Origin of the sequence: Pseudomonas sp. 2957 (assembly GCF_031456345.1) — a bacterium.
Classification (GTDB): Bacteria; Pseudomonadota; Gammaproteobacteria; order Pseudomonadales; family Pseudomonadaceae; genus Aquipseudomonas; species Aquipseudomonas siliginis.
The window spans coordinates 1,052,432-1,075,387 of record NZ_JAVDUL010000001.1 but is presented as its reverse complement, the minus strand read 5'-3'; the positions used below and the strand labels follow the sequence as shown (position 1 = coordinate 1,075,387).

Annotated in this window: 18 protein-coding genes and 3 tRNA genes; all 21 read right to left on the bottom strand. The window is 61.2% G+C overall.

Annotation, left to right across the window (positions count from 1 at the left end; translation table 11 throughout):
* Complete coding sequence (locus J2Y39_RS04795) at positions 1-540, bottom strand: (2Fe-2S)-binding protein (RefSeq protein ID WP_016773947.1); 540 nt, start codon at positions 538-540, stop codon at positions 1-3.
* Complete coding sequence (locus tag J2Y39_RS04790) at positions 533-3,364, bottom strand: xanthine dehydrogenase family protein molybdopterin-binding subunit (protein WP_310215438.1); 2,832 nt, start codon at positions 3,362-3,364, stop codon at positions 533-535. The genes J2Y39_RS04795 and J2Y39_RS04790 overlap by 8 nt, the downstream gene beginning before the upstream one ends.
* Positions 3,365-3,853: 489 nt before the next feature.
* Positions 3,854-3,930: transfer RNA gene (locus tag J2Y39_RS04785), tRNA-Asp, on the bottom strand.
* A 93-nt stretch (positions 3,931-4,023) separates the two neighbouring features.
* Positions 4,024-4,100: transfer RNA gene (locus J2Y39_RS04780), tRNA-Asp, on the bottom strand.
* A 55-nt stretch (positions 4,101-4,155) separates the two neighbouring features.
* Positions 4,156-4,231, bottom strand: a tRNA-Val gene (locus tag J2Y39_RS04775).
* Positions 4,232-4,397: 166 nt separating this feature from the next.
* Complete coding sequence (locus J2Y39_RS04770; protein WP_310215436.1) at positions 4,398-5,174, bottom strand: SDR family oxidoreductase; 777 nt, start codon at positions 5,172-5,174, stop codon at positions 4,398-4,400.
* A complete protein-coding gene (locus J2Y39_RS04765) occupies positions 5,171-6,382 on the bottom strand; it encodes an O-succinylhomoserine sulfhydrylase (protein WP_310215434.1) in 1,212 nt (403 codons plus the stop codon). Before J2Y39_RS04765 ends, J2Y39_RS04770 begins: the two co-directional genes overlap by 4 nt.
* A gap of 71 nt (positions 6,383-6,453) precedes the next feature.
* Positions 6,454-7,959: an amidophosphoribosyltransferase gene (gene purF / locus J2Y39_RS04760; protein ID WP_016773943.1), complete on the bottom strand. Its 1,506-nt coding sequence runs from the start codon at positions 7,957-7,959 to the stop codon at positions 6,454-6,456.
* 41 nt (positions 7,960-8,000) lie between these two features.
* On the bottom strand, positions 8,001-8,561 hold the full coding sequence (locus J2Y39_RS04755) for a CvpA family protein (protein WP_016773942.1): 561 nt from the start codon (positions 8,559-8,561) through the stop codon (positions 8,001-8,003).
* A 98-nt stretch (positions 8,562-8,659) separates the two neighbouring features.
* Complete coding sequence (locus J2Y39_RS04750; protein ID WP_041478538.1) at positions 8,660-9,319, bottom strand: SPOR domain-containing protein; 660 nt, start codon at positions 9,317-9,319, stop codon at positions 8,660-8,662.
* Positions 9,303-10,610 carry a bifunctional tetrahydrofolate synthase/dihydrofolate synthase gene (gene folC, locus J2Y39_RS04745; RefSeq protein WP_310215432.1) on the bottom strand — a complete coding sequence of 436 codons (1,308 nt, stop codon included), beginning with the start codon at positions 10,608-10,610 and terminating at the stop codon, positions 9,303-9,305. Before folC ends, J2Y39_RS04750 begins: the two co-directional genes overlap by 17 nt.
* Positions 10,607-11,527, bottom strand: a complete 921-nt coding sequence (gene accD / locus J2Y39_RS04740) for an acetyl-CoA carboxylase, carboxyltransferase subunit beta (RefSeq protein ID WP_016773939.1) — start codon at positions 11,525-11,527, stop codon at positions 10,607-10,609. The genes folC and accD overlap by 4 nt, the downstream gene beginning before the upstream one ends.
* A gap of 198 nt (positions 11,528-11,725) precedes the next feature.
* Positions 11,726-12,358, bottom strand: coding sequence for a phosphoribosylanthranilate isomerase (locus J2Y39_RS04735; protein ID WP_056784388.1), 633 nt, complete (start codon positions 12,356-12,358; stop codon positions 11,726-11,728).
* Between the two features lie 64 nt (positions 12,359-12,422).
* Positions 12,423-13,247 carry a tRNA pseudouridine(38-40) synthase TruA gene (gene truA, locus J2Y39_RS04730; protein ID WP_016773937.1) on the bottom strand — a complete coding sequence of 275 codons (825 nt, stop codon included), beginning with the start codon at positions 13,245-13,247 and terminating at the stop codon, positions 12,423-12,425.
* Positions 13,248-13,513: 266 nt separating this feature from the next.
* The gene (locus tag J2Y39_RS04725) at positions 13,514-16,177 is read right to left on the bottom strand and encodes a FimV/HubP family polar landmark protein (protein WP_310215429.1); all 2,664 of its coding nucleotides are present in this window, start codon (positions 16,175-16,177) and stop codon (positions 13,514-13,516) included.
* 209 nt (positions 16,178-16,386) lie between these two features.
* Positions 16,387-17,397, bottom strand: coding sequence for an aspartate-semialdehyde dehydrogenase (locus J2Y39_RS04720; protein WP_041478533.1), 1,011 nt, complete (start codon positions 17,395-17,397; stop codon positions 16,387-16,389).
* A 245-nt stretch (positions 17,398-17,642) separates the two neighbouring features.
* Positions 17,643-18,755 carry an aspartate-semialdehyde dehydrogenase gene (asd, locus tag J2Y39_RS04715; protein WP_016773934.1) on the bottom strand — a complete coding sequence of 371 codons (1,113 nt, stop codon included), beginning with the start codon at positions 18,753-18,755 and terminating at the stop codon, positions 17,643-17,645.
* 66 nt (positions 18,756-18,821) lie between these two features.
* Positions 18,822-19,904 (bottom strand): 3-isopropylmalate dehydrogenase, encoded by a 1,083-nt coding sequence (gene leuB / locus J2Y39_RS04710; protein WP_016773933.1) that lies wholly within the window; start codon positions 19,902-19,904, stop codon positions 18,822-18,824.
* Between the two features lie 55 nt (positions 19,905-19,959).
* Positions 19,960-20,727 (bottom strand): class I SAM-dependent methyltransferase, encoded by a 768-nt coding sequence (locus J2Y39_RS04705; protein WP_095179493.1) that lies wholly within the window; start codon positions 20,725-20,727, stop codon positions 19,960-19,962.
* 132 nt (positions 20,728-20,859) lie between these two features.
* A complete protein-coding gene (gene leuD / locus J2Y39_RS04700; protein WP_024012386.1) occupies positions 20,860-21,504 on the bottom strand; it encodes a 3-isopropylmalate dehydratase small subunit in 645 nt (214 codons plus the stop codon).
* Positions 21,505-21,506: 2 nt separating this feature from the next.
* Positions 21,507-22,937, bottom strand: a complete 1,431-nt coding sequence (leuC, locus tag J2Y39_RS04695; RefSeq protein WP_041478531.1) for a 3-isopropylmalate dehydratase large subunit — start codon at positions 22,935-22,937, stop codon at positions 21,507-21,509.
* Positions 22,938-22,956: the final 19 nt, after the last annotated feature.

Here is a 22,956-nt window from a genome sequence, read left to right as displayed (position 1 = left end):
TCAACCCTCCTTGACCAGACCAAGATCGGTCAGCACGTTGCGCGTGGCGTTGTAATAACGCACGTACCCGGTGCAGCGGCAGACGTGATGGCCGAGGCTGTCCTCGATCACCTGTTCCAGCTGACTTTTGACGATCGGCTGGCGCTGCAGCTTCTCGACCAACACCGTCGCGGCGTTGACGAAGCCTGGCGCGCAGTAGCTGCACTGGAAGGCAAACTCGTCGACAAAGCGCTGCTGGATCGGATTGAGCTCAGTGACCTGGCCCTGCTCGTCGCGAGTGGCGTGGCCTTCGATGGTGCGGACTTTCTTGCCCTCGAAGTAGTGCGCGCCGGTGATGCAGGTGCGCACTTCTTCGCTGGTACCGTCGGGGTTATCGACGATCACCACGCAGGCGTGGCAGATCCCCTGACCGCAGCCCAGCCGCGAGCCGGTGAGGTTTTTGTATTCGTGCAAATAGTCGATCATCGGCAGGTCATCAGGGATGTCCACCGGGCCGACGGATTGACCATTGAGGGTCAGTTGAAGCGGACGGTTAGCCATTGAGGGCCTCCTTGATGCGCGCAGCGGTGATAGGCAAGTCACGAACACGTTTACCGATGGCGTGCGCCACGGCGTTACCGATGGCACCGACAATCGGGATCATCACCACTTCGGCGATGCCCTTGGACGGATCGCTCGGCGACAGCGGCGGCAGGATCTCCGCAGTCTGTTTCCACACGGCAACGTGACGGGCCATCGGCAGACGATAACGGTTGAAGTTCCAGTCACCCTCCCCCGGCCCGCCTTCGTACAACGGCATTTCTTCCATCAGCGCATGACCAATACCCATGGCGATACCGCCTTCGAGCTGGCCCTTGACCAACTCTTCAACCAACACGCGCCCGCACTCGATCCAAGAATGGTGGTTGAGCACCTGAACCTCCGCCGAGCCTTTGTTGACCTTCAGCTCGACCAACGTGGCGACCGGGCTGTAATAGGTCACGGCAGCGTTGTTCAACTGCACTACCGGGTAGTTGACGTTCTGCCGATCAAGCAAGTGGAAGCCGGCGCTGTTCATCTGCGCTTTCTTCGCTTGTGGCGCGCCATCGCCGTATTTCACCGCCAGACCGTCGAGCGGCAAGCGCTCGCGCACGCCGTCGATGCTGTATTCGGCTTCGGCCCAGCTCCAACGGTTGAAACCGTGCACCGTGGCGCCCGTCACCAGCCCGCGTTCGTGGGCGCGCTTGGCCAGCTCTCCGAAACTCAGCGGCTGCATGCCGTTGGCGGTCAGCTTGCCGTCGACCCAATGCGCATCTTCGCGACGCACCACGTAAGGGTTGGCCTGGCCGCCGTACGGCCCCTGACGCCATATCTCCAGCGCCGCGGGCCACAAACCATGGTTGAACAGCACGCGCGCGGCCTCACGGGTTGCATGGCTGAAGTAATAGGCGGAGTTGGTCGCCGAAGACGCCGACGCCAGCTTGCCGACCCAGCGCGGGTTGCGCAGCAGGTTATCCTGCTCGGCCTGACTCATGATGTACGGGTTGCCGCTGGTGATCAGCTGCATTTCCTGCCACTCGGTTTCTCCGGTCTTCACATCATGCGCCGGGCTGCCGAGGAAATCGGCGACGACCAAGGCTTGCGAAGTGGACATGCCGGTGCCGATTTCGATACCGATATGGCGCAGGGTGATGCGCCCGTCAGCGGTGAATTCGATGCTGGCCATCGGTGCTTCGGAGCCGGTACCGAAGTCTTTCTGGCAAATGGCGAAACCGACGCCGTACCAGTTATCCGGGTCTGCCGCTTCACGTTGTTGCTTGATCGTGTCACGGTTTTTCCAGACTTCGTGCACCGAGGCCTTGTCGAGAATTTCGTGCAGGCGCAGTGCACCGGCCGGGATTGCGCCCTGGGTGTTTTTCATGCCGGACCGCAGTGCATTCCTGCGGCGCAAATCGATGGCGTCGACACCCAGACGATTAGCGATTTCGTCGACCATCATTTCGGTCGCCGCCATGCTTTGCAGGGTGCCGTAACCGCGCATCGAACCCGCTTCGACTGCGCGCGAGTGATAGGCGGTGACCTGCAGATCGTTCTGCGGCATGTAGTAGATCGACTGCGCAGCCGTGGCGCCAACCGCTGCCACCGATGGGCTGTAGTTGACCCGACCGCCGCCGTCGACGCTCATTTCCGCGCGGAAAATCTTGAAGGTGTAGTCATTCTTGTCCACGGCCAACTGGTAGCGGATGTCGAACGGGTGACGCTTGATGCCGCTCTGGAATTGCTCATAGCGGTCGTTGGCCAGACGCACCGGCACACCGGCGCCGTACAGCGCGGCCAGGGCTGCATAGTAGACAAAAATGTTGTGGTCTTTGGAGCCATAGCCGACGGTATAGCCCGGATGCATGTTCAGGTTGGCCAGGCCGAAACGCGACGGCCCGATCATCTTCGCAGTCTCGGTCGCGACTTCCAGCGGGCACTGCGTCGCCACGACGAAATGCAGGGTTTTGGTTTTCGGGTCGTACCAGCCGTTGCCGTTGTCCGGCTCGAGGGCGGCCGGTTCGATCGACGGCGTCTTGTAGCGCTCATCGAACACCAGCCAGTTGTCTGGCGGCGTGTCGATCTCCTGCTTCATGCGGTCGGCGTAGAACAGACCGCGCTCGGTGAGGTTGCCATGCAGGTTCGGCGATGCGTTCCACACTGGACGGCGGTTCTTCAGCATCGGGAACAGAATCGAATCCTTGAGGCTGGCGAACTCGTCTTCATCCGCCGAGGTCGCGCCACCGACGCGCACATAGCGGAAGCTGCCGTAGGGATCACCTTCGTAGAACGGCACTTTGGCGCCGTAACGAATCGCTTTGTCATTGAATTTGAGTTGGTTCTTGGCCCGACGGAAACGCTCGAAATCGTTCCAGATCAGGATCGCCACCGGGTGACCGATGAACATCGGCACCTTGCCTTCGGGCAGCAATGGATCAGGCGCGTGCTCTTCGGGGAAGTGGATACCGTCCTTGTCCAGATCGGCAGCGGTGACGATGCGGTCCGGCTGCAGATCCGCGCCGAGCCACGACAGGTCGTAGCCTGCGTAGATACGATCGGCCTTGATGGTTTTCAGCAGCATGGCGTGGCCTTGTTGCTCAGGCCAGCCAGGCATGTCCTTGGCGCGGATGTCGCGGGCAAACACCTTGCCGCCGCAGACCTTGGACATGGCATCGTTGCGTTGACGGGCCTTGCCGTTATTGCCGAGCCATTTCTCGGACGGCACGGTGACGCTGTTTTCCATCAAGGCAGCCAGCGCCTGACTGCTGAGCGGCGTAAGCGTAACGCTCACACCCGCCACCAGCCCGCCCTGGAGGAACGAGCGCCGGGATATTTCACGGTTGGACATGGATCATCCTCTGGGCGGTTATAGGTCCGCCCTTGTGGTTATCTACTGGGGATCTCGAGTCGTGCAGAAGCTCTTTCTGGCGAAGCAAAGAGCTGTGTTGACAGTGCAAAGCTGACCGAAAGGTTAACTTTAAAGGTTTCTGCGCCCACAGCAAACAACTAGTTACAAAAACCTGACTAAATAATCAAAAAATCAATGCGACGTAGCACCGCATCCGATCTGCCGAGATAACAGAGCGTGCCTATGTGGGAGCGAGCCTGCTCGCGAAAAAGTTTTTCCAGGCAATACAGATTTTGAACGTGCCGGCGCTTTCGCGAGCAGGCTCGCTCCCACAGGGATTCGCATGGACTTAAGGAGAGAGGAAGAGGAATAACCAAATTTCAGACACAAAAAACCCCGGTCTTTCGACCAGGGTCTTTGCTATCGATCCGATTCAGCCAATGGCTGATTTCGGCGCTTCAAGGCGTTCAGTGGTCCTTGAAACAGATATGGCGCAGCGGACGGGACTCGAACCCGCGACCCCCGGCGTGACAGGCCGGTATTCTAACCGACTGAACTACCGCTGCGTATCGCTTTGAGCTTGCGCTCAAGTAACTCGTTTTGATTGCCGGCTTCGGTGCCTTGCAATCGCGAATCAGATGAATCTGACTCGTAAAATATGGCGCAGCGGACGGGACTCGAACCCGCGACCCCCGGCGTGACAGGCCGGTATTCTAACCGACTGAACTACCGCTGCGCGTCGGTGCAGGCACTTTCAGCCTACTCTCTTGCTTGCGCAAGCTTCTCGGGAGTGGTGGGTGATGACGGGATCGAACCGCCGACATTCTGCTTGTAAGGCAGACGCTCTCCCAGCTGAGCTAATCACCCGTTTGCATCTCCGAGGCCGCGAAATTTACGCAGGTGGCGAAGCTAAGTCAATAGCAGGATTGGAGTTTTTCTGAAAAAGACGAAATTGCTTCATTCCTGAAGAAGCCATCGACCGATGGACCGCATTCGCCAGCAGGCTCGCTCCCACAGGACGCGGCTTCGCTTGTTATTCCGTGTAGATCATCTTCTTGGTCATGCCGCCATCGACGACGAATTCCTGCCCGGTGACAAATCCCGCATTGCGCGACAGCAACCACGCCACCATCGCCGCCACGTCTTCGACCGTCCCCACCCTGCCCGCCGGATGCTGGGCGTGATCGGCATCGGCCAACGGTTCGGCGCGGCGCACAGAGGGATCACGAGTATCGATCCAGCCCGGACTGACCGCATTCACGCGGATTTCCGGCCCAAGGCTGATTGCCAGCGCATGGGTCAGCGCCAACAGCCCCCCCTTGCTCGCCGCATACGCCTCGGAGTCCGCCTCCGACTGTCGCGCACGGGTCGAGGCCAGATTGACGATCGAACCGTTGTGCGCACGCAGATAAGGCGCACAGTGCTTGGCCAGCAACATCGGCCCGCTCAGATTCACCGCCAGCACCCGATTCCAGTACGCCAGATCGAGGCTTTCCAGGGTAATGTTGTGCGGATCGGCGACCGCCGCGTTGCAGACCAATGCATCAAGGCGACCAAACTGCCCCAATACCTCGGCCACGCCCAGCGCGACCTGATTTTCGTCGGCGACGTCCATGGCGATGAACCAGGCGTTCTCGCCAAGCACCTTCGCCACTTTCGAACCACGCACCCGATCAAGATCGGTCAGCACCACCTGCCAGCCTTCGCTGATCAGCCAAGCGGCGATTCCGAGGCCAATCCCGCGCGCAGCCCCGGTGACCAGCGCCACGCGGCCATGGGTATTGGCCGCCGGTGTGGACAACTCGATCACAATGCCGCCAGACCGCGCGCCAGGTCAGCCTGCAGGTCAGCCACATCTTCCAGACCAACCGCGACGCGAATAAGGCTGTCGCGAATCCCCGCCGCTTCACGCTCCTGCGGCGCCAGACGGCCGTGGGAGGTGGTGCTTGGATGGGTGATCGTGGTTTTGCTGTCGCCGAGGTTGGCGGTGATCGAAATCAACCGAGTAGCATCGATAAAGCGCCAGGCGCCTTCTTTGCCGCCCTTGACCTCGAAGCTGACCACCGCACCAAAACCCTTCTGCTGGCGCTGGGCCAACTCGTGCTGCGGATGGCTCTTCAGACCGGCGTAATGGACTTTCTCGATGCCGTCCTGCTGCTCCAGCCATTCGGCCAGCGCCTGAGCGTTGGCGCAATGCGCTTTCATGCGCAGGTTGAGGGTCTCGAGGCCTTTGAGAAAGATCCACGCGTTGAACGGGCTGAGGGTCGGCCCGGCGGTCCGCAGGAAACCCACCACTTCTTTCATCTGTTCACCGCGACCGGCGACAACGCCGCCCATGCAGCGGCCCTGACCGTCGATGAACTTGGTCGCCGAGTGCACGACAATGTCCGCGCCGAGCTTCAGCGGCTGCTGCAACGCCGGGGTGCAGAAGCAGTTGTCGACCACCAGCTGCGCGCCCTTGGCATGAGCGATTTCAGCCAGGGCGGCGATATCCACCAGCTCGGCCAACGGGTTGGACGGCGACTCGACAAAAAGCAGTTTGGTGTTGGACTTGATCGCCGTGTCCCAGGCTGACAGATCGGCCAGCGGGACGTAATCGACTGCGACGCCGAAGCGCTTGAAATACTTCTCGAACAGGCTGATGGTCGATCCGAACACGCTGCGCGACACCAGCACATGATCGCCAGCACTGCACAGGCTCATCACCACCGCCATGATCGCGGCCATGCCGGTTGCCGTGGCGACGGCTTGCTCGGCGCCCTCCAGCGCGGCAATGCGTTCTTCGAACGCGCGCACGGTCGGGTTGGTGTAGCGCGAATAGACGTTGCCAGGCACTTCGCCGGCAAAGCGCGCCGCTGCATCGGCAGCGGTGCGGAACACGTAACTGGAGGTGAAGAACATCGGGTCACCGTGTTCGCCTTCCGGCGTGCGGTGCTGACCGGCACGGACGGCCAGGGTATCGAACGCTACGCCTTCGAGGTCGCTGTCCAGCCGACCGGCATCCCATTCCTGACTCATGCTGTCTCTCCTTGCTGTTCTCGAACAATAAATATCAGATACAAAACCGGCCCCTCAGGGCCGGTGGAAACTCAGTTGTTGTACAGATCGATGATCGCACTGACTGCCTGGGTCTTGACCTTCGAGGCATCGTTGCGCGCCTGCTCGATCTTGTTCAGGTAAGCCTCGTCGACGTCACCGGTCACGTACTTGCCGTCGAACACTGCGCAATCGAAGTGCTCGATCTTGATCTTGCCGCCGCCGACCGCTTCGATCAAGTCAGGCAGGTCCTGATAGATCAGCCAGTCTGCACCGATCAGGTCGGCCACGTCCTGAGTCGAACGGTTGTGCGCGATCAGTTCGTGGGCGCTCGGCATGTCGATACCGTACACGTTCGGGAAGCGCACCGCAGGTGCCGCCGAGCAGAAGTAGACGTTTTTCGCGCCAGCTTCGCGGGCCATCTGGATGATCTGCTTGCAGGTGGTGCCGCGCACGATCGAGTCATCGACCAGCATGACGTTCTTGCCACGGAATTCCAGCTCGATGGCATTGAGCTTCTGGCGTACCGACTTCTTGCGCGCAGCCTGGCCCGGCATGATGAAGGTGCGACCGATGTAACGGTTCTTGACGAAACCTTCGCGGAATTTCACGCCCAGGTGATTGGCCAGCTCCAGCGCTGCGGTACGGCTGGTGTCCGGAATCGGGATGACCACGTCGATGTCGTGCTCAGGGCGCTCGCGCAGGATCTTCTCGGCAAGCTTCTCGCCCATGCGCAGACGTGCTTTGTACACCGACACACCGTCGATGATCGAGTCCGGACGCGCCAGGTAGACGTGTTCAAAAATGCACGGGGTCAGCGACGGGTTGGTTGCGCACTGACGGGTGTGCAGCTTGCCATCTTCGGTGATGTACACCGCTTCGCCCGGCGCGAGGTCGCGGATCAGGGTGAAACCGAGCACGTCCAGGGAAACGCTTTCCGAGGCAATCATGTACTCGACGCCTTCGTCGGTGTGACGCTGGCCGAACACGATCGGGCGGATGCCGTGCGGGTCGCGGAAACCGACGATGCCGTAACCGGTGACCATCGCCACAACGGCGTAACCACCAACGCAACGGTTGTGCACGTCGGTCACGGCGGCGAACACGTCTTCTTCGGTCGGCTGCAGCTTGCCGCGCTGGGCCAGCTCGTGGGCGAACACGTTGAGCAGCACTTCCGAGTCGGAACTGGTGTTGACGTGACGCAGATCGGATTCGTAGATCTCTTTGGCCAACTGTTCAACGTTGGTCAGGTTACCGTTGTGCGCCAGGGTGATGCCGTACGGCGAGTTGACGTAGAACGGCTGGGCTTCGGCCGACGTCGAGCTGCCGGCAGTCGGGTAACGGACGTGGCCGATACCCATGTGGCCGACCAGACGCTGCATGTGACGCTGCTGGAACACGTCACGCACCAGGCCATTATCCTTGCGCAGGAACAACCGGCCATCATGGCTGGTCACGATACCGGCAGCGTCCTGGCCGCGGTGCTGGAGCACGGTTAGCGCGTCATACAGCGCCTGATTGACGTTCGACTTACCGACGATACCGACGATGCCACACATGCGACGCAACCCCTACTTAATGGATCTGAACTGAACAACACTCACTGAGGCGTTTTCGCCGTCGGCAAGAGCTGCTCCTTGAACGGAATCTCAGCGGGTACGCTGATTCCGCTGGCAAGCCACTGACTGCTCCACCCGAGTATCAGGTTTTTGGACCAGTCGGCGACCAATAGAAACTTGGGCACGAGCTGTGATTCTTTCCACCACCCGTCCTGCTGTACCGGCCCCAGGCTCAACAGCCCGACCGCCACGACCACCAGCAACACGCCACGCGCTGCGCCGAAGGCCATGCCGAGGAATCGATCGGTCCCGGACAACCCGGTGACGCGAACCAACTCGCCGATAAGATAATTGATCATTGCGCCCACGATCAGTGTGGCGACAAACATGATGGCACAGCCCGCAATCACGCGAGCCGATGGGGTTTCGATGTATCCGGCGAGGTACTCGGACAGTGAGCCACCAAACATCCAGGCAACCGCTCCTGCGATGATCCAGGTCAGCAGCGATAACGCTTCCTTTACGAAGCCGCGGCTCAGACTGATCAAAGCGGAGATGGCGATGATTGCAACGATCGCCCAGTCAACCCAGGTAAATGGCACAGTGCAGCCTACAGACGGATAAGGCGGCGCATTTTAGCAGAGCGCATGGCTGTCGGTAAGCTGCGATTGTCAGTGCTTTTCAATCGAGGTGATAGATTTCAGCCACGTTCAGGCTGAAAACGGACAACGAAGCCCTTGAGGTTCTGCTGACGACTCAGCAGATCGCGCAGACGATCGGCTTCGGCACGCTCGATCAGCGGACCGACGAACACCCGATTCTTGCCATCGGCAGAACGAATGTAGGCGTTATAACCCTGGCTGCGCAGGTTCTTCTGCAGGCTTTCGGCGCTGGCGCGGCTCGACAGACTGGCCAGTTGCACCGACCAGCTCACCGACAGACCGTTGGCATCGACGCGGCTCTGCGTGGTGTCAGGCTTGCTGGTTGCGGATGTGATCGGCTGAGCCGGCGCCGGAATCGGCTTGGCCACCGGTGGCGGCGTTGCCGGACGGGCTATCTGCGCAGGGATGGTCGGTGCTGGCGCAGCCGGTGCAGCCGGGGCCGCAGGCACCGCTTCTTCAGCGACTTCTTCGTCAGTCGGCACAGGCTCTTGCGGCAAGGCTTGCGGCTCGGGCACGGCGACCGGGTCAATTTGCACCTGCGGCATGGCCGAAGGCTGAGGCGCAGCCGGAGCCTCGACGGTCACCTGACGCTGCTCGTCCTGGCGGGAAAACAGCATTGGCAGGAAGATCACCGCCAGCGCCACCAGCACCAGCGCGCCAACCATGCGCTGCTTGTACGCTTTATCCAGCAAAGCCATTTGCCGCTTCCTCCGTGGAGCGCCGGGCCAGCCATTCAAGGGCCTCGGCGACACAATAAAATGATCCGAACAAGAGAATCTCGTCGTCGCTGGTTGCTATAGCGCACTGCCCTTCCAGAGCGGCCGCAACGCTGGCATAGGACGTAACCGAAGCACCAAGGTTCTGCAGCGCTGCCTCAAGTTCAGCCACCGGACGCGCGCGCGGCGAATCCAGCGGCGCGACAGCCCAATGCGCGACACTAGCATTCAATTCGCCAACAACACCATCCAGATCCTTGTCCGCCAGCAGGCCGAATACCGCCAGGCGCTTGCCCGCCGGGGGCCGCGCAGCCAGACGCCGAGCGAGATATTCAGCGGCATGAGGATTGTGACCAACATCCAGCAACATGTTCAGGCGCTTGCCGTTCCATTCGAACGAACGACGATCGAGGCGTCCGACCACGCGCGTCGCCTGCAACGCCGCGACAATCTGTTCGGCATTCCACGGCAAACCTGTCAGCAGATAGGCTTGCAGCGCCAGCGCGGCGTTTTCCATCGGCAGATCGAGGAGCGGCAAGTCGCGCAACTCGACCACTTGGCCCAGGGCATCGGTGCCGCGCCATTGCCAGTGCTGGTCAGTGATGCCGAGATCGAAATCGCGTCCACGCAGGAAGAACGGGCAGGCCAGTTCGTGCGCTTTGTCGAGCAGTGGTTGCGGAGGATTCAGGTCGCCACACAGAGCAGGCTTGCCCTGGCGGAAAATTCCGGCCTTCTCGAAGGCCACGGATTCGCGGGTATCGCCCAGATAATCGGCGTGATCGACGCCAATGCTGGTGACCAGCGCAATATCGGCATCGACTACATTGACGGTATCCAGACGCCCGCCCAACCCGACTTCAAGCACCACAGCGTCAAGCGCCGCCTGCTGGAACAGCCAGAACGCTGCCAGAGTGCCCATTTCGAAGTAAGTCAGGGAAGTCTCGCCGCGGCCCGCCTCGACCGCAGCAAAGGCTTCGCAGAGCTGCGCGTCAGTGGCTTCGACGCCGTCGAGCTGCACCCGCTCGTTGTAACGCAGCAGGTGCGGAGAATTGTAGACACCAACGCTCAGGCCCTGCGCACGCAGCAATGAAGCCACGAACGCGCAGGTCGAGCCCTTGCCGTTGGTGCCGGTGACCGTGATCACCCGAGGCGCCGGCTGGCCCAGCCCCATGCGGGACGCTACCTGTTGCGAACGCTCCAGGCCCATGTCGATGGCCGACGGATGCAACTGCTCAAGGTAGGCGAGCCATTCACCAAGGGTGCGCTGGGTCATACGTTGGCAGGCACCGGCGGCACCACGATCGGTTCGATCGGCGCGGCGACGAACTTCGGCGTCGGCTTGCCGGTCATCTGTGCCAGCAGGTTACCCAGACGCGGACGCAATTCCTGACGGTGAATGATCATGTCGATCGCGCCGTGCTCCAGCAGGAACTCGCTGCGCTGGAAGCCTTCCGGCAGTTTCTCGCGCACGGTCTGCTCGATCACCCGCGGACCGGCGAAGCCGATCAGGGCTTTCGGCTCGCCGACGATGACGTCGCCAAGCATCGCCAGACTGGCGGAAACGCCGCCGTAGACCGGGTCGGTCAGTACGGAGATGAACGGAATGCCTTCTTCACGCAGACGCGCCAGCACGGCCGAAGTCTTGGCCATCTGCATCAGCGAGATCAGCGCTTCCTGCATGCGTGCACCACCGGAGGCGGCGAAGCAGATCATCGGGCAGCGGTTTTCCAGTGCGTAGTTGGCAGCGCGAACGAAGCGCTCACCGACGATGGCGCCCATTGAACCGCCCATGAAGTTGAATTCGAATGCCGAAACCACTACCGGCATGCCCAGCAAAGTACCGCTGACCGAGATCAGCGCGTCTTTTTCGCCGGTCTGCTTCTGCGCGGCAACCAGGCGATCCTTGTACTTCTTGCCGTCACGGAATTTCAGACGATCAACCGGTTCCAGGTCAGCACCCAGTTCGTTGCGGCCTTCCGGGTCGAGGAAAATGTCGATGCGGGCACGTGCGCCGATGCGCATGTGATGGTTGCACTTGGGGCAAACGTCCAGGGTCTTTTCCAGCTCCGGACGGTACAACACCGCCTCGCAGGACGGGCATTTGTGCCACAGACCTTCAGGCACCGAGCTCTTCTTGACCTCCGAGCGCATGATCGAAGGGATCAGTTTGTCTACTAACCAGTTGCTCATGCTTTCTTTCTCCAGTACCGGCGGCCCGAACGCTCTGGTTCGCAGCCCCGCGTATGCCCTTGAGCTAAATTCATGTGTGTGGCGATGGTTGCCGAACAGTGGCGGTCAGCGCGGAACATGACCTGCGACGATTCAGCAACCCTCAGCCGCGCCTGCTTTGTGCAAGTGCATTGATGGACGGCGGCAGACTGCCAGCCGTCACATCGACGATGTATTGCCGCGCACCGCGTTGATGAATGCGCGAATCTTGTGGTGATCCTTGATGCCTTTGCTCGCTTCTACCCCGCCGCTGACATCCACCGCGTAGGGCTTGACCCGCGCTACCGCGTCGGCAACGTTCTCCGGCGTCAGGCCGCCGGCCAGAATCAGCGGCTTGCTCAAGTGTTGCGGAATCAGTGACCAGTCAAACGCCTCGCCGGTTCCGCCAGGCACCCCTTCGACATAGGTGTCGAGCAGTACGCCACTGGCGCCGGGAAAGGCATCGCAAGCAGCGGCAATATCATCGCCGGCCTTGACCCGCAGCGCTTTGATGTACGGACGATGCCAGCCTTCACACTCCTCCGCACTTTCGTCGCCATGGAACTGCAGCAGATCCAGCGGCACCGCATCGAGGATTTCTCCGAGCTCGCAACGGCTGGCATTGACGAACAGCCCCACGGTGGTAACGAACGGCGGCAGCGCCTTGATGATCGCCCGCGCCTGCTGCACGTTCACCGCTCGCGGACTCTTGGCGTAAAACACCAGACCGATCGCATCGGCACCGGCTTCGACGGCGGCCAGCGCATCTTCGATGCGGGTAATGCCGCAGATCTTGCTGCGAACAGCTGACATGTCAGGAAAACCTCAAGGCAAAATCCGAAAACGTCCCGGATGGTAACAAAAGCGTCCGAGGGCGTCAGCCGTCAAGTTCGGAGAAACCCGTAAGGAAATGTGGCCCGATAAAGCGCTCGGGCAACGGAAATTCGTCGTGGTACTCGACCTGCACCAGATACAACCCGTAGGGATGCGCCGTGACCCCGCCGGAGCGACGCTCGCGACTTTCCAGCACTTCCTTCATCCACTCCACCGGACGCTCACCGGCACCGATGGTCATCAGCACACCAGCGATATTGCGCACCATGTGATGCAGGAAGGCATTGGCCCGAATGTCGAGCACGATCATCTTGCCGTGACGGGTCACGCGCAGGTGATGCATCTTCTTGATCGGCGACTTTGCCTGGCACTGACCGGCCCGGAACGCGCTGAAATCGTGGGTACCAATCAGGTACTGCGCGGCCTCGGCCATACGCTCGGCGTCGAGCGGACGGTGATTCCAGGTGATTTCTTCATTGAGGTGCGCCGGGCGGATCTGATCGTTGTAGATCACATAGCGATAACGCCGGGCAATGGCTTTGAACCGAGCATGAAAATGTGCCGGCATGACCCTGGCCCAACTGACGCTGATGTCGTGGGGCAGATTGATGTTGGCGCCCATGACCCAGGCTTTCAGCGAGCGATCAACCTGGGTGTCAAAGTGCACCACTTGGCCGCAGGCATGCACGCCGGCATCGGTACGCCCGGCGCATTGCAGGGAAACCGGCGAATTGGCGACTTTCGACAGGGCTTTTTCAAGCTCTTCCTGCACAGTCGCCACTCCGGTCAGCTGCCGTTGCCAGCCGCTGTAGCGCGAGCCTTTGTACTCAACGCCCAGCGCGACGCGGTAAAAGCCGTCGGGCGCCATTTCGGCGACCGGGTTATCTATGTTTGCCAAGGTGGGACAGCCTGCTGATTTGCAAAGGCGGGCATTATAAGGCGGTGGGCTGGGGATGCCAGAGTTCTCTATCGGCAGTACCGCCCCCTTCGCGAGCAGGCTCGCTCCCACATTTGCAATGCGCCCCCCTGTGGGAGCGAGCCTGCTCGCGAAAGCAATCGATCAAACACCGCCGAATCCGGCACAAACAAAAACGGCAGCCCCACCGGGCTGCCGCTTGTTGTTTACCGCTGAACTTACGCCAGGTTGGAAAGCATTTCCTTGGCCTCGCCCCGCTGCTTCTCGTCACCCTCGGTCAACACTTCGTTGAGGATGTCACGCGCACCGTCAGCGTCGCCCATGTCGATGTAAGCCTGGGCCAGATCGAGTTTGGTCGCTGCTTCGTCGGTGCCGGCGAGAAAGTCGAAATCGTCTTCGCCCAGATCATCGCCCAACGCAGCGTCCGCTTCGGTGAAGCTCGGCTCGGCCATGCTTTGCGACAGGCGATCCAGCTCGGCATTGACGTCGTCGAGCTCGGCCGCGAAAGCATCCGGCTCGGCGGCTGGGTTGGTGTCCATTTCGTCGGCCAGCGACAGGTCGAAATCGGCTGGCAGCTCCAGGTCGTCCTGCGGCACGTCAGCAACTACCGGCGTCTCGACCGGTGGCAAGTCCTTCACGCCGTCGTCCAGATCCAGCAGGAAGTCATCTTCAGCCAACGTGGCCGGCGATGGTTCGGCGCCCAGATCCATGTCCAGATCGAAGTCCGACAGATCGTCGAGATTGTCTTTCATCTCGGTCTGCTCTTGCAGCACCGAAGCGAAGCTCAGATCGTCTTCGGCCGGAAATGCGTCGAGCTCGACAGGCGCTTCTGGCTCGACCGCTGGCGCAGGATCGACCGGGGTGATGTTGTCGAGGTCGTCCAGGCTCAAATCGAACGCGGTGTCGAGATCGTCAGCGGCAGCCTCGGGCGCTTGCGGCTCGTCTTGCAGCAATTCCTTGACGTACTGCGCGTCCAGTTCGGCAGCGACGGCGGCAGCTGCCAGCCCACCGGCAGCGACGACAGCCATGGCTGGGAAGCGGCTTTTCAGCGCTTCGACCTTGGCGAAGTTATCGCCATTGGCCACCAGTTGACGCTCTTGCGCAACGAACGCATCGCGGTCGCCCTGCTGACCGTAGACTTCCATCAGCTTCAGGCGCAGATCGCTGCGTTCCGGCTCAAGGCTGACGCCCTCTTCCAGCAGCGCAGCGGCCTGATTAAGGCGGCCGGCATTGATGTGCGATTGCGCTTTGTCGAGCACATCATCAGAGCGTTCGCCGGCCGGGGCCACCAGTGGTGCGGCAATCGGCGCAGCCATCACCACCGGAGTGACGACCGGTGCAGGGGCTGGCGCAGGTGCCGGAGCTGGCGTGTTGAGCTTGACGCTGGCTGCCGGGGTTTCCAGGCCGGAGAAGCTGCTTTCCGGCAGATCCTGCTCAGCGGAGAACTCTTGCTCTTCAGCCAGAGCGCGGGCCATGCGCAGGTGCTTTTCGGCTTCCTGCTGGGCTTTGCGACGGCGCGCCAGCAGCAACAGCAGAAGCAGCAGAACCACCGCACCGCCGCCGATCAGGCCGAGCAGGATCGGATTGGTCAGCAGTTCATCGAAGGCTTTGTCGTCATCGGCGGCAGCAGGCGTGGTTTCGACCACCGGCTCGACGACCGGCTCAACCGGGGTTTCCGCTGGCGGCGCGATGGCCGACTCTGGAGTCGGTGAAGCCGCTGCGGCGTCGGCCGGGGTGGCTGGCGGTGTTGCGGCCAGTTCGGCAGTGATCGCCGGCACCGGCGGCACAGCAGCAGTGGCGCCAGGCGCAGCGCCGGCGCCGGCGCCGTCGGCCTGCATCTTCGCCAGTTGATTGTTCTTCAGCTCGATCAGCTTTTGCAGCTTGTCCAGCTGGCTCTGCAGATCAGCCATGCGGCTTTTCAGTTCCTCGTTGTCACGACGGGTCGTGTCGAGGTTTTCCTGAGTAATTGCCAGTTTGTTGCTCAGCGCCTTGGCGTCGCCGGCCGGGCCTTTCGCACCGGGCTTGGCGCTTTCCGCCGAGACCAAGCTCAGATTGTCCTGGGTGTTGGCCGCTGCACCGGTATTGCCACGGCCACGATTGGTCGCATCCAGCTGCTGCTGACCGGTGCCAGGCTTGCCCACATAACGACGGCCCTGACGCCAGGCTTCGTTCTGCGCCGCCACTTCAGCGATGGCTGCCGACTGCGGCAGCGCCGTGCTTTGTACCGGATCCGGCAGACGCAGCACCTGGCCGGTTTTCAGACGGTTGATGTTGCCGTCGATAAAGGCATTCGGATTGAGCGCCTGAATCGCCAGCATGGTCTGCTGCACCGAGCCACCGTTGCGCGCCTTCGCGGCGATTTCCCACAGGGTGTCGCGCGGCGTGGTGGTGTATTGATTGCGATGGGTGGCGCCAGTGGTTGGCGCGGTGATGGTCTGCGACGGCGCCGGTTGCGCGGCGGCGTCTGCGGTCTGCGGCGAGAATTTCGACGGATCGAGCAGCACGCTGTAATCACGCAACAAGCGGCCATTGGGCCACATCACCTGCACAAGGAACTTCACCATCGGTTCCGACAGCGGTTGGCTCGAGGTCACGCGCAACACGCTTTTGCCGTTGGCGTTGAGTACCGGGGTGAACGTCAGGTCATTGAGAAAAGCCTGACGGTCGACGCCGGCCTTGGCGAAATCTTCAGGGGAAGCCAGGCTCGGCACCACTTCGGCAGCGGTGAGATCCTTGACGTCGAGCAGCTCGATTTCAGCCACCAACGGCTGGTTCAGGGTCGACTTCAGGGTCAGCTCCCCGAGCCCGAGGGCATGCGCCATACCGGAGGACAGCGCCGAGGCGGCCGCTATTGCTAACACCAGTTTGCGAACTTGAACCATAGCCTCATCCTTTGTTTGAACGTTCCTCGGCCAGCGAGAAGCTTTTGAATACCGCTGCCGTAAGGCATTGCGCGCGACGACGGGGGTCGCCGCGCGCGATCATTTCGGTGCTGCCCCGGAAAGTCCCGGAGGGTGACTCGTCATCGACGCGCTTCGGGCAAGCATAGCGCTCACCTAGAATCAGTCGACAAATTGTTGCCAAGTATCTTTTACAGCAGGTCTTTTATCAACAACTCAGCCAGTTGCACGGCGTTGAGCGCCGCGCCTTTGCGTACGTTATCTGACGTCAGCCAAAGATTTAGTTCCGCCGGGTCGTCGACGCCCGTCCGCACGCGGCCTACGTAGACCACGTCCTGCCCCACCGCATCGCCGACCGCGGTCGGATAATCACCGGCCTCGACCAGCTCGATGCCCGGTGCAGCCTCAAGCGCTGCGTTGACCTTTTCCAGGTCAACAGCGCTGCCTGACTGCAAGGTCACGCTAAAGCTATCGCCAAAAAACACCGGGGCTTGAACGCAAGTGGCAGAAATCTTCAATAAAGGTTTTGCCAGAACCTGGCGCAGCTCTCGAACCAATCGTTTTTCCAGCAGCGTGTGGCCCTGCGCATCAGGCGTACCGACTTGTGCCAGCAGGTTGAAGGCCATCTGCCGGTCGAAGAACGTCGGTTCCAGCGGACGCATGTTCAGCAGCTCGGCGGTCTGCCGCGCGAGCTCGGTGACCGCCTCGCGGCCTTGCGCCGAAACGGCCAGATTGGCGGTGACGTTGACGTATTGCAGATCGAGCAGATCGAGCAGCGGCGCCAGCACCACTGCAAGCGTCGTAGCAGACGGGCTTGGGCTGCTGACCTGGAATGGGCTTTTCAGACTGGCGAGAATATCGGCATTGGCCTCCGGCACCACCTGTGGCGCCTGATCGGTGGACAAGGCGCCGGACAAGTCGATCAACGAGCAACCGGCAGCATGGGCGCGAGCGGCGTAGCTCAGCGACACCGCAGCGCCGGCGGCGAAGAACACCAGTCTGACCTTGCTGAAATCGAACTCGTCGACCTCGCGCACGCGGACGTTTTTGTTGCGGAACAGCACCGAGCTGCCGGCCGATTCACTGCTGGCCAGCAGGTGCAGGTTGCCGACCGGGAAGTCGCGTTCTTCGAGAATCTGTACGAGGGTTTCGCCGACAGTACCGGTGGCGCCGATAACGGCGATATCGAAAGTCTGGGTCATGGAGCTACCTCTGGCAAAACGGGGGGAGCGGCACTTTACCGGGTGGGTGGCGCGCAGGCAATTTCTGCGGGATTTGCGGCGGCTGTGCCGGCCCTTTCGCGAGCAGGCTCGCTCCCACAGGGACCGCATTTCAATGTGGGAGCGAGCCTGCTCGCGAAAACGGCAGTACAGACACCGGAGAAATCCTTGGCATAAAAAAACCCGCACCTCTTTCAAGGCACGGGCTTCTTCATGGCTTCAAGCGATCAACGCTCGAGCAGGATTCGCAGCATGCGGCGCAGCGGTTCGGCCGCACCCCACAGCAGCTGGTCGCCGACGGTGAAGGCGCCGACGAATTGCGAACCCATGTTCAGCTTGCGCAGACGACCGACCGGTACATTCAGGGTGCCGGTGACCTTGGTCGGGCTCAGCTCCTGCATGCTGATCTCGCGGTTGTTCGGTACCAGCTTGACCCAAGGGTTGTGCTGGCTGATCAGCCCTTCGATATCAGCGATCGGTACGTCCTTGTTCAGCTTGATGGTCAGCGCCTGGCTGTGGCAGCGCATGGCGCCGATGCGCACGCAGATGCCGTCGACCGGGATCGGGCTCTTGAAGCGACCGAGGATCTTGTTGGTCTCGGCCTGGGCCTTCCACTCTTCGCGGCTCTGGCCGTTCGGCAGTTCCTTGTCGATCCACGGGATCAGGCTGCCGGCCAGCGGTACGCCGAAGTTTTCGGTCGGGTACGCGTCGCTGCGCATGGCTTCGGCCACGCGACGGTCGATGTCGAGGATCGCGCTGGCCGGATCGGCCAGTTGATCGGCGACAGCGGCGTGGGTCGCGCCCATCTGCTTGATCAGTTCACGCATGTTCTGCGCGCCGGCACCGGAGGCCGCCTGATAGGTCATGGCGCTCATCCACTCGACCAGACCGGCCTCGAACAGACCGCCCAGACCCATCAGCATCAGGCTGACGGTGCAGTTGCCGCCAATGTAGTTCTTGGTGCCCGCGTCCAGTTGCTGGTCGATGACCTTGCGGTTGACCGGATCGAGAATGATCACCGCGTCATCGTTCATGCGCAGGCTCGACGCCGCGTCGATCCAGTAACCCTGCCAGCCGGCTTCGCGCAGCTTGGGAAATACTTCGCTGGTGTAGTCGCCGCCCTGGCAGGTCAGGATCACGTCGAGGGTCTTCAGCTCGTCAATGCTGTAAGCGTCCTTGAGCGGAGCAATGTCCTTGCCCACGGACGGGCCTTGGCCACCGACATTGGACGTGGTGAAAAACACCGGCTCGATAAGATCGAAATCCTGCTCTTCCAGCATCCGCTGCATGAGCACGGAACCGACCATCCCGCGCCAACCGATCAGACCTACACGTTTCATCGCAACTACACCTTCTTGAAAAGTGGGCCGCTGCTTTGTATTGAATTTCGCAGCGGGCCCGAGAGATTACAGATTCCGCAGCGCGGCGACTACTGCGTCGCCCATTTCCTGCGTACCGACTTTGGTACAACCGGCCGAGTGGATGTCGCCAGTGCGCAAGCCCTGATCGAGCACGACACTGACGGCTTTTTCGATGGCATCGGCAGCGTCGTGCAGATTGAAGCTGTAACGCAGCATCATCGATACCGACAGGATCGTCGCCAGCGGGTTGGCAATGCCTTTGCCAGCAATGTCCGGCGCCGAACCATGGCACGGCTCGTACATGCCCTTGTTATTGGAGTCCAGGGAGGCCGAAGGGAGCATGCCGATCGAGCCGGTGAGCATCGACGCTTCGTCGGAGAGGATGTCGCCGAACATGTTGTCGGTGACGATCACGTCGAACTGCTTGGGTGCGCGCACCAACTGCATGGCGGCGTTATCGACGTACATGTGGCTCAGTTCGACTTCCGGGTAATCCTTGGCCACTTGCTCGACCACTTCGCGCCACAACTGGCTGGATGCCAGGACGTTGGCCTTGTCCACCGAGCAGAGCTTCTTGCCACGAACCATGGCCATGTCGAAACCGACACGGGCGATGCGGCGGATTTCGCTTTCGCTGTACGGCAGCGTGTCGTAGGACTGACGCTCGCCGTTGTCCAGCGTACGGGTGCCACGCGGCGCGCCGAAGTAAATGCCGCCGGTCAGCTCACGGACAATGAGGATGTCCAGGCCGGCAACGATTTCCGGTTTCAGGCTCGACGCGTCGGCCAGTTGCGGATAGAGGATCGCCGGGCGCAGGTTGCCGAACAGGCCCAGTTGCGCGCGGATTTTCAGCAGACCGCGCTCAGGGCGAATGTCACGCTCGATGGTGTCCCATTTCGGGCCACCGACCGCGCCCAGCAGCACGGCGTCGGCGGCGCGGGCGCGATCGAGGGTTTCGTCGGCCAGCGGCACGCCATGCTTGTCGATGGCCGCGCCGCCAATCACGTCGTGGCTCAGCTCGAAGCCCAGGCTGTACTTGTCATTGGCCAATTCCAGCACCTTGACCGCTTCGGCCATGATTTCCGGACCAATACCGTCACCCGGGAGAATCAGAATTTGCTTGCTCATGCTTTCCTCGTGTCTTCAAGCGGTGCGCCAGTGAACGGCGCGCCGGGAAAAATTCCTATCGCTCGGCCATCAGCACGATCACATCGGTACTGAACGAGCCGTCGGCATCTATCTCAAAATACTCACGCACTTCGTTGCCCATCGACTGCTGCAACTGGCGGATCGCCGCGCGCATCACGTCAGGTGTGCGCATGCGCTCGACCCAACTGCTGTACTCCAGACGCAGGCGCTGGCGGGTAGTACTGCGCACATGCAGACCGGCCTCGCTGACCTGGCGCAGCCACTCGGCGGCGGAGTAGTCGCGGACATGGCTGGTGTCGCGCAGCACTTCAACGCTTTGCAGGTAAGTGTCGAACAACGCACTGCCCGGTGACAACACATCAACAAACGCTGCCACCCCGCCCGGCTTCAGCACCCGGCGCACCTCGCGCAAGGCCAGACCGAGGTCGCTCCAGTGATGCGCCGAATAGCGGCTGAACACAAAATCGAACTCGCCATCGGCGAACGGCAAGCGCTCGGCAGCACCGTTGACGGTAATGATATTGCTCAAGCCGCGATCGACGGCAGCGCCGGCAACCACATCAAGCATTTGCTGCGACAAGTCGTAAGCCACCACCTCCTTGACCAATGGAGCGACATGGAAACTGACATGGCCTGCGCCGCAACCCAAGTCCAGCAAACGAGCCTCGCCCTGCCCGGCCAGCTCAGCCTGTAGCAATGCGAATTCGGTGCCTTGAGCGTGAACCGCGCTGCTCAGGTAAGCGGCGGCCTGTTCACCGAATTGCTTTTGTACGACCTGAGTGTGTTGGGCGGTGCTGGTCATGGGCACATCCTGGTATCTATGTTGTTTGCGCTGCCGTCTTCGCGAGCAGGCTCGCTCCCACAGGGGAATGCATTCCAAGGTGGGAGCGAGCCTGCTCGCGAAGGGGCCAGCCCTGACTACATCAATCTCGAATCACGCGTCGCGAAACAACCACGGCTGGCTAACTCGATGCTTGGCCTCGAACGTCGCGATCGCATCGCCGTCCTGCAAGGTCAGGCCGATATCGTCCAGACCGTTGAGCAGGCAGTGCTTGCGGAACGCATCGATCTCGAAGCTGTACACCTTGCCATCCGGGCGGGTCACGGTCTGCGCTTGCAAGTCGATCTGCAATTGATAACCCGGCTCGGCTTCAACCTGCTTAAACAGTTCATCAACTTCTGCATCGCTGAGAATGATCGGCAGCAGGCCGTTCTTGAAACTGTTGTTGAAGAAGATGTCGGCGTAACTCGGCGCGATGATGCTGCGGAAACCGTACTCTTCCAGCGCCCACGGCGCGTGTTCACGGCTCGAGCCGCAGCCGAAGTTCTCGCGGGCGAGCAATACGCTAGCACCCTGATAACGCTCGGCGTTGAGGACGAAATCCTTGTTCAACGGGCGCTTGGAGTTGTCCTGGTACGGCTGGCCGACATCCAGATAACGCCACTCGTCGAACAGGTTCGGACCGAAACCGGTGCGCTTGATCGACTTCAAGAACTGCTTGGGAATGATCTGATCGGTGTCGACGTTGGCACGATCCAGAGGCGCGACAAGACCAGTGTGCTGAGTAAATGCCTTCATCTTTACTGTGCTCCTTGGATCAATTCACGAACATCGATGAAACGGCCGTTCACCGCTGCTGCCGCCGCCATGGCCGGGCTGACCAAGTGGGTACGGCCACCGGCGCCCTGACGGCCTTCGAAATTACGGTTGGAAGTCGAGGCGCAATGCTCGCCGGACTCCAAACGGTCCGGGTTCATCGCCAGGCACATCGAGCAACCCGGCTCGCGCCATTCGAAACCGGCCTCGAGGAAAATCTTGTCCAGCCCTTCGGCTTCAGCCTGCGCTTTGACCAGACCCGAGCCCGGCACGACGATTGCCTGCTTGATGGTCGAGGCGACCTTGCGGCCCTTGGCGATGACCGCAGCGGCGCGCAAGTCTTCGATGCGCGAGTTGGTGCAGGAACCGATGAATACGCGATCAAGCTGAATGTCGGTGATCGCCTGATTGGCGGTCAGACCCATGTATTTCAAGGCGCGAACGATCGAGTCACGCTTGACCAGATCCATTTCCTTGGCCGGATCCGGCACATTCTGATCCACGGCCAAGACCATTTCAGGCGAAGTGCCCCAGCTGACTTGCGGCTTGATTTGCGCGGCGTCGAGCTCGACCACGGTGTCGAATTTGGCATCGGCGTCGGAGACCAGATCTTTCCAGGCTTCGACGGCCATGTCCCACTGCTCGCCCTTCGGCGCGAATGGACGACCTTTGACGTAGTCGATGGTCTTCTGATCTGCCGCCACCAGGCCCACGCGGGCGCCGGCTTCGATGGACATGTTGCAGATGGTCATGCGGCCTTCGACGGACAGATCGCGGATCGCGCTGCCGGCAAACTCGATGGCATGGCCGTTACCGCCGGCGGTGCCGATCTTGCCGATCACCGCAAGGACAATGTCCTTGGCGGTCACGCCGAACGGCAATTGGCCTTCGACGCGCACCAGCATGTTTTTCATTTTTTTTGCGACCAGGCACTGGGTGGCGAGCACGTGCTCGACCTCAGATGTACCGATACCGTGGGCCAATGCCCCGAATGCGCCGTGGGTCGAAGTGTGCGAGTCACCGCAGACCACGGTCATGCCCGGCAAGGTCGCGCCCTGCTCCGGGCTGATCACGTGAACGATGCCCTGACGGACGTCGTTCATCTTGAATTCGACGATGCCGTATTCATCGCAGTTGTCGTCGAGGGTCTGCACCTGCAAACGCGAAACCTGGTCGGCAATGGCTTCGATGCCGCCCTTGCGCTCCGGAGTGGTCGGTACGTTGTGGTCCGGGGTCGCAATGTTGGCATCGATGCGCCAAGGCTTGCGCCCGGCCAGACGCAAGCCTTCGAAAGCTTGCGGCGAAGTCACTTCGTGGATGATGTGACGATCGATGTAGATCAGCGCCGAGCCATCGTCGCGCTGCTTGACCAAATGCGAATCCCAGAGCTTGTCGTAGAGCGTTTTGCCGGCCATCAGACGGTTCCTCATCAGC

What these genes read in the sequence shown, in the direction of transcription:
- asd (WP_016773934.1), bottom strand. Translation starts at nt 18,755, where the DNA reads ATGAAACGTGTAGGTCTGATCGGTTGGCGCGGGATGGTCGGTTCCGTG.
- J2Y39_RS04720 (WP_041478533.1), bottom strand. Translation starts at nt 17,397, where the DNA reads ATGACCCAGACTTTCGATATCGCCGTTATCGGCGCCACCGGTACTGTC.
- leuD (WP_024012386.1), bottom strand. Translation starts at nt 21,504, where the DNA reads ATGAAGGCATTTACTCAGCACACTGGTCTTGTCGCGCCTCTGGATCGT.
- leuB (WP_016773933.1), bottom strand. Translation starts at nt 19,904, where the DNA reads ATGAGCAAGCAAATTCTGATTCTCCCGGGTGACGGTATTGGTCCGGAA.
- J2Y39_RS04795 (WP_016773947.1), bottom strand. Translation starts at nt 540, where the DNA reads ATGGCTAACCGTCCGCTTCAACTGACCCTCAATGGTCAATCCGTCGGC.
- J2Y39_RS04725 (WP_310215429.1), bottom strand. Translation starts at nt 16,177, where the DNA reads ATGGTTCAAGTTCGCAAACTGGTGTTAGCAATAGCGGCCGCCTCGGCG.
- J2Y39_RS04705 (WP_095179493.1), bottom strand. Translation starts at nt 20,727, where the DNA reads ATGACCAGCACCGCCCAACACACTCAGGTCGTACAAAAGCAATTCGGT.
- J2Y39_RS04790 (WP_310215438.1), bottom strand. Translation starts at nt 3,364, where the DNA reads ATGTCCAACCGTGAAATATCCCGGCGCTCGTTCCTCCAGGGCGGGCTG.
- leuC (WP_041478531.1), bottom strand. Translation starts at nt 22,937, where the DNA reads ATGGCCGGCAAAACGCTCTACGACAAGCTCTGGGATTCGCATTTGGTC.
- folC (WP_310215432.1), bottom strand. Translation starts at nt 10,610, where the DNA reads ATGACCCAGCGCACCCTTGGTGAATGGCTCGCCTACCTTGAGCAGTTG.
- purF (WP_016773943.1), bottom strand. Translation starts at nt 7,959, where the DNA reads ATGTGTGGCATCGTCGGTATCGTCGGTAAGTCGAACGTCAATCAGGCG.
- J2Y39_RS04735 (WP_056784388.1), bottom strand. Translation starts at nt 12,358, where the DNA reads ATGTCAGCTGTTCGCAGCAAGATCTGCGGCATTACCCGCATCGAAGAT.
- truA (WP_016773937.1), bottom strand. Translation starts at nt 13,247, where the DNA reads ATGGCGCCCGACGGCTTTTACCGCGTCGCGCTGGGCGTTGAGTACAAA.
- J2Y39_RS04750 (WP_041478538.1), bottom strand. Translation starts at nt 9,319, where the DNA reads ATGGCTTTGCTGGATAAAGCGTACAAGCAGCGCATGGTTGGCGCGCTG.
- accD (WP_016773939.1), bottom strand. Translation starts at nt 11,527, where the DNA reads ATGAGCAACTGGTTAGTAGACAAACTGATCCCTTCGATCATGCGCTCG.
- J2Y39_RS04765 (WP_310215434.1), bottom strand. Translation starts at nt 6,382, where the DNA reads ATGAGTCAGGAATGGGATGCCGGTCGGCTGGACAGCGACCTCGAAGGC.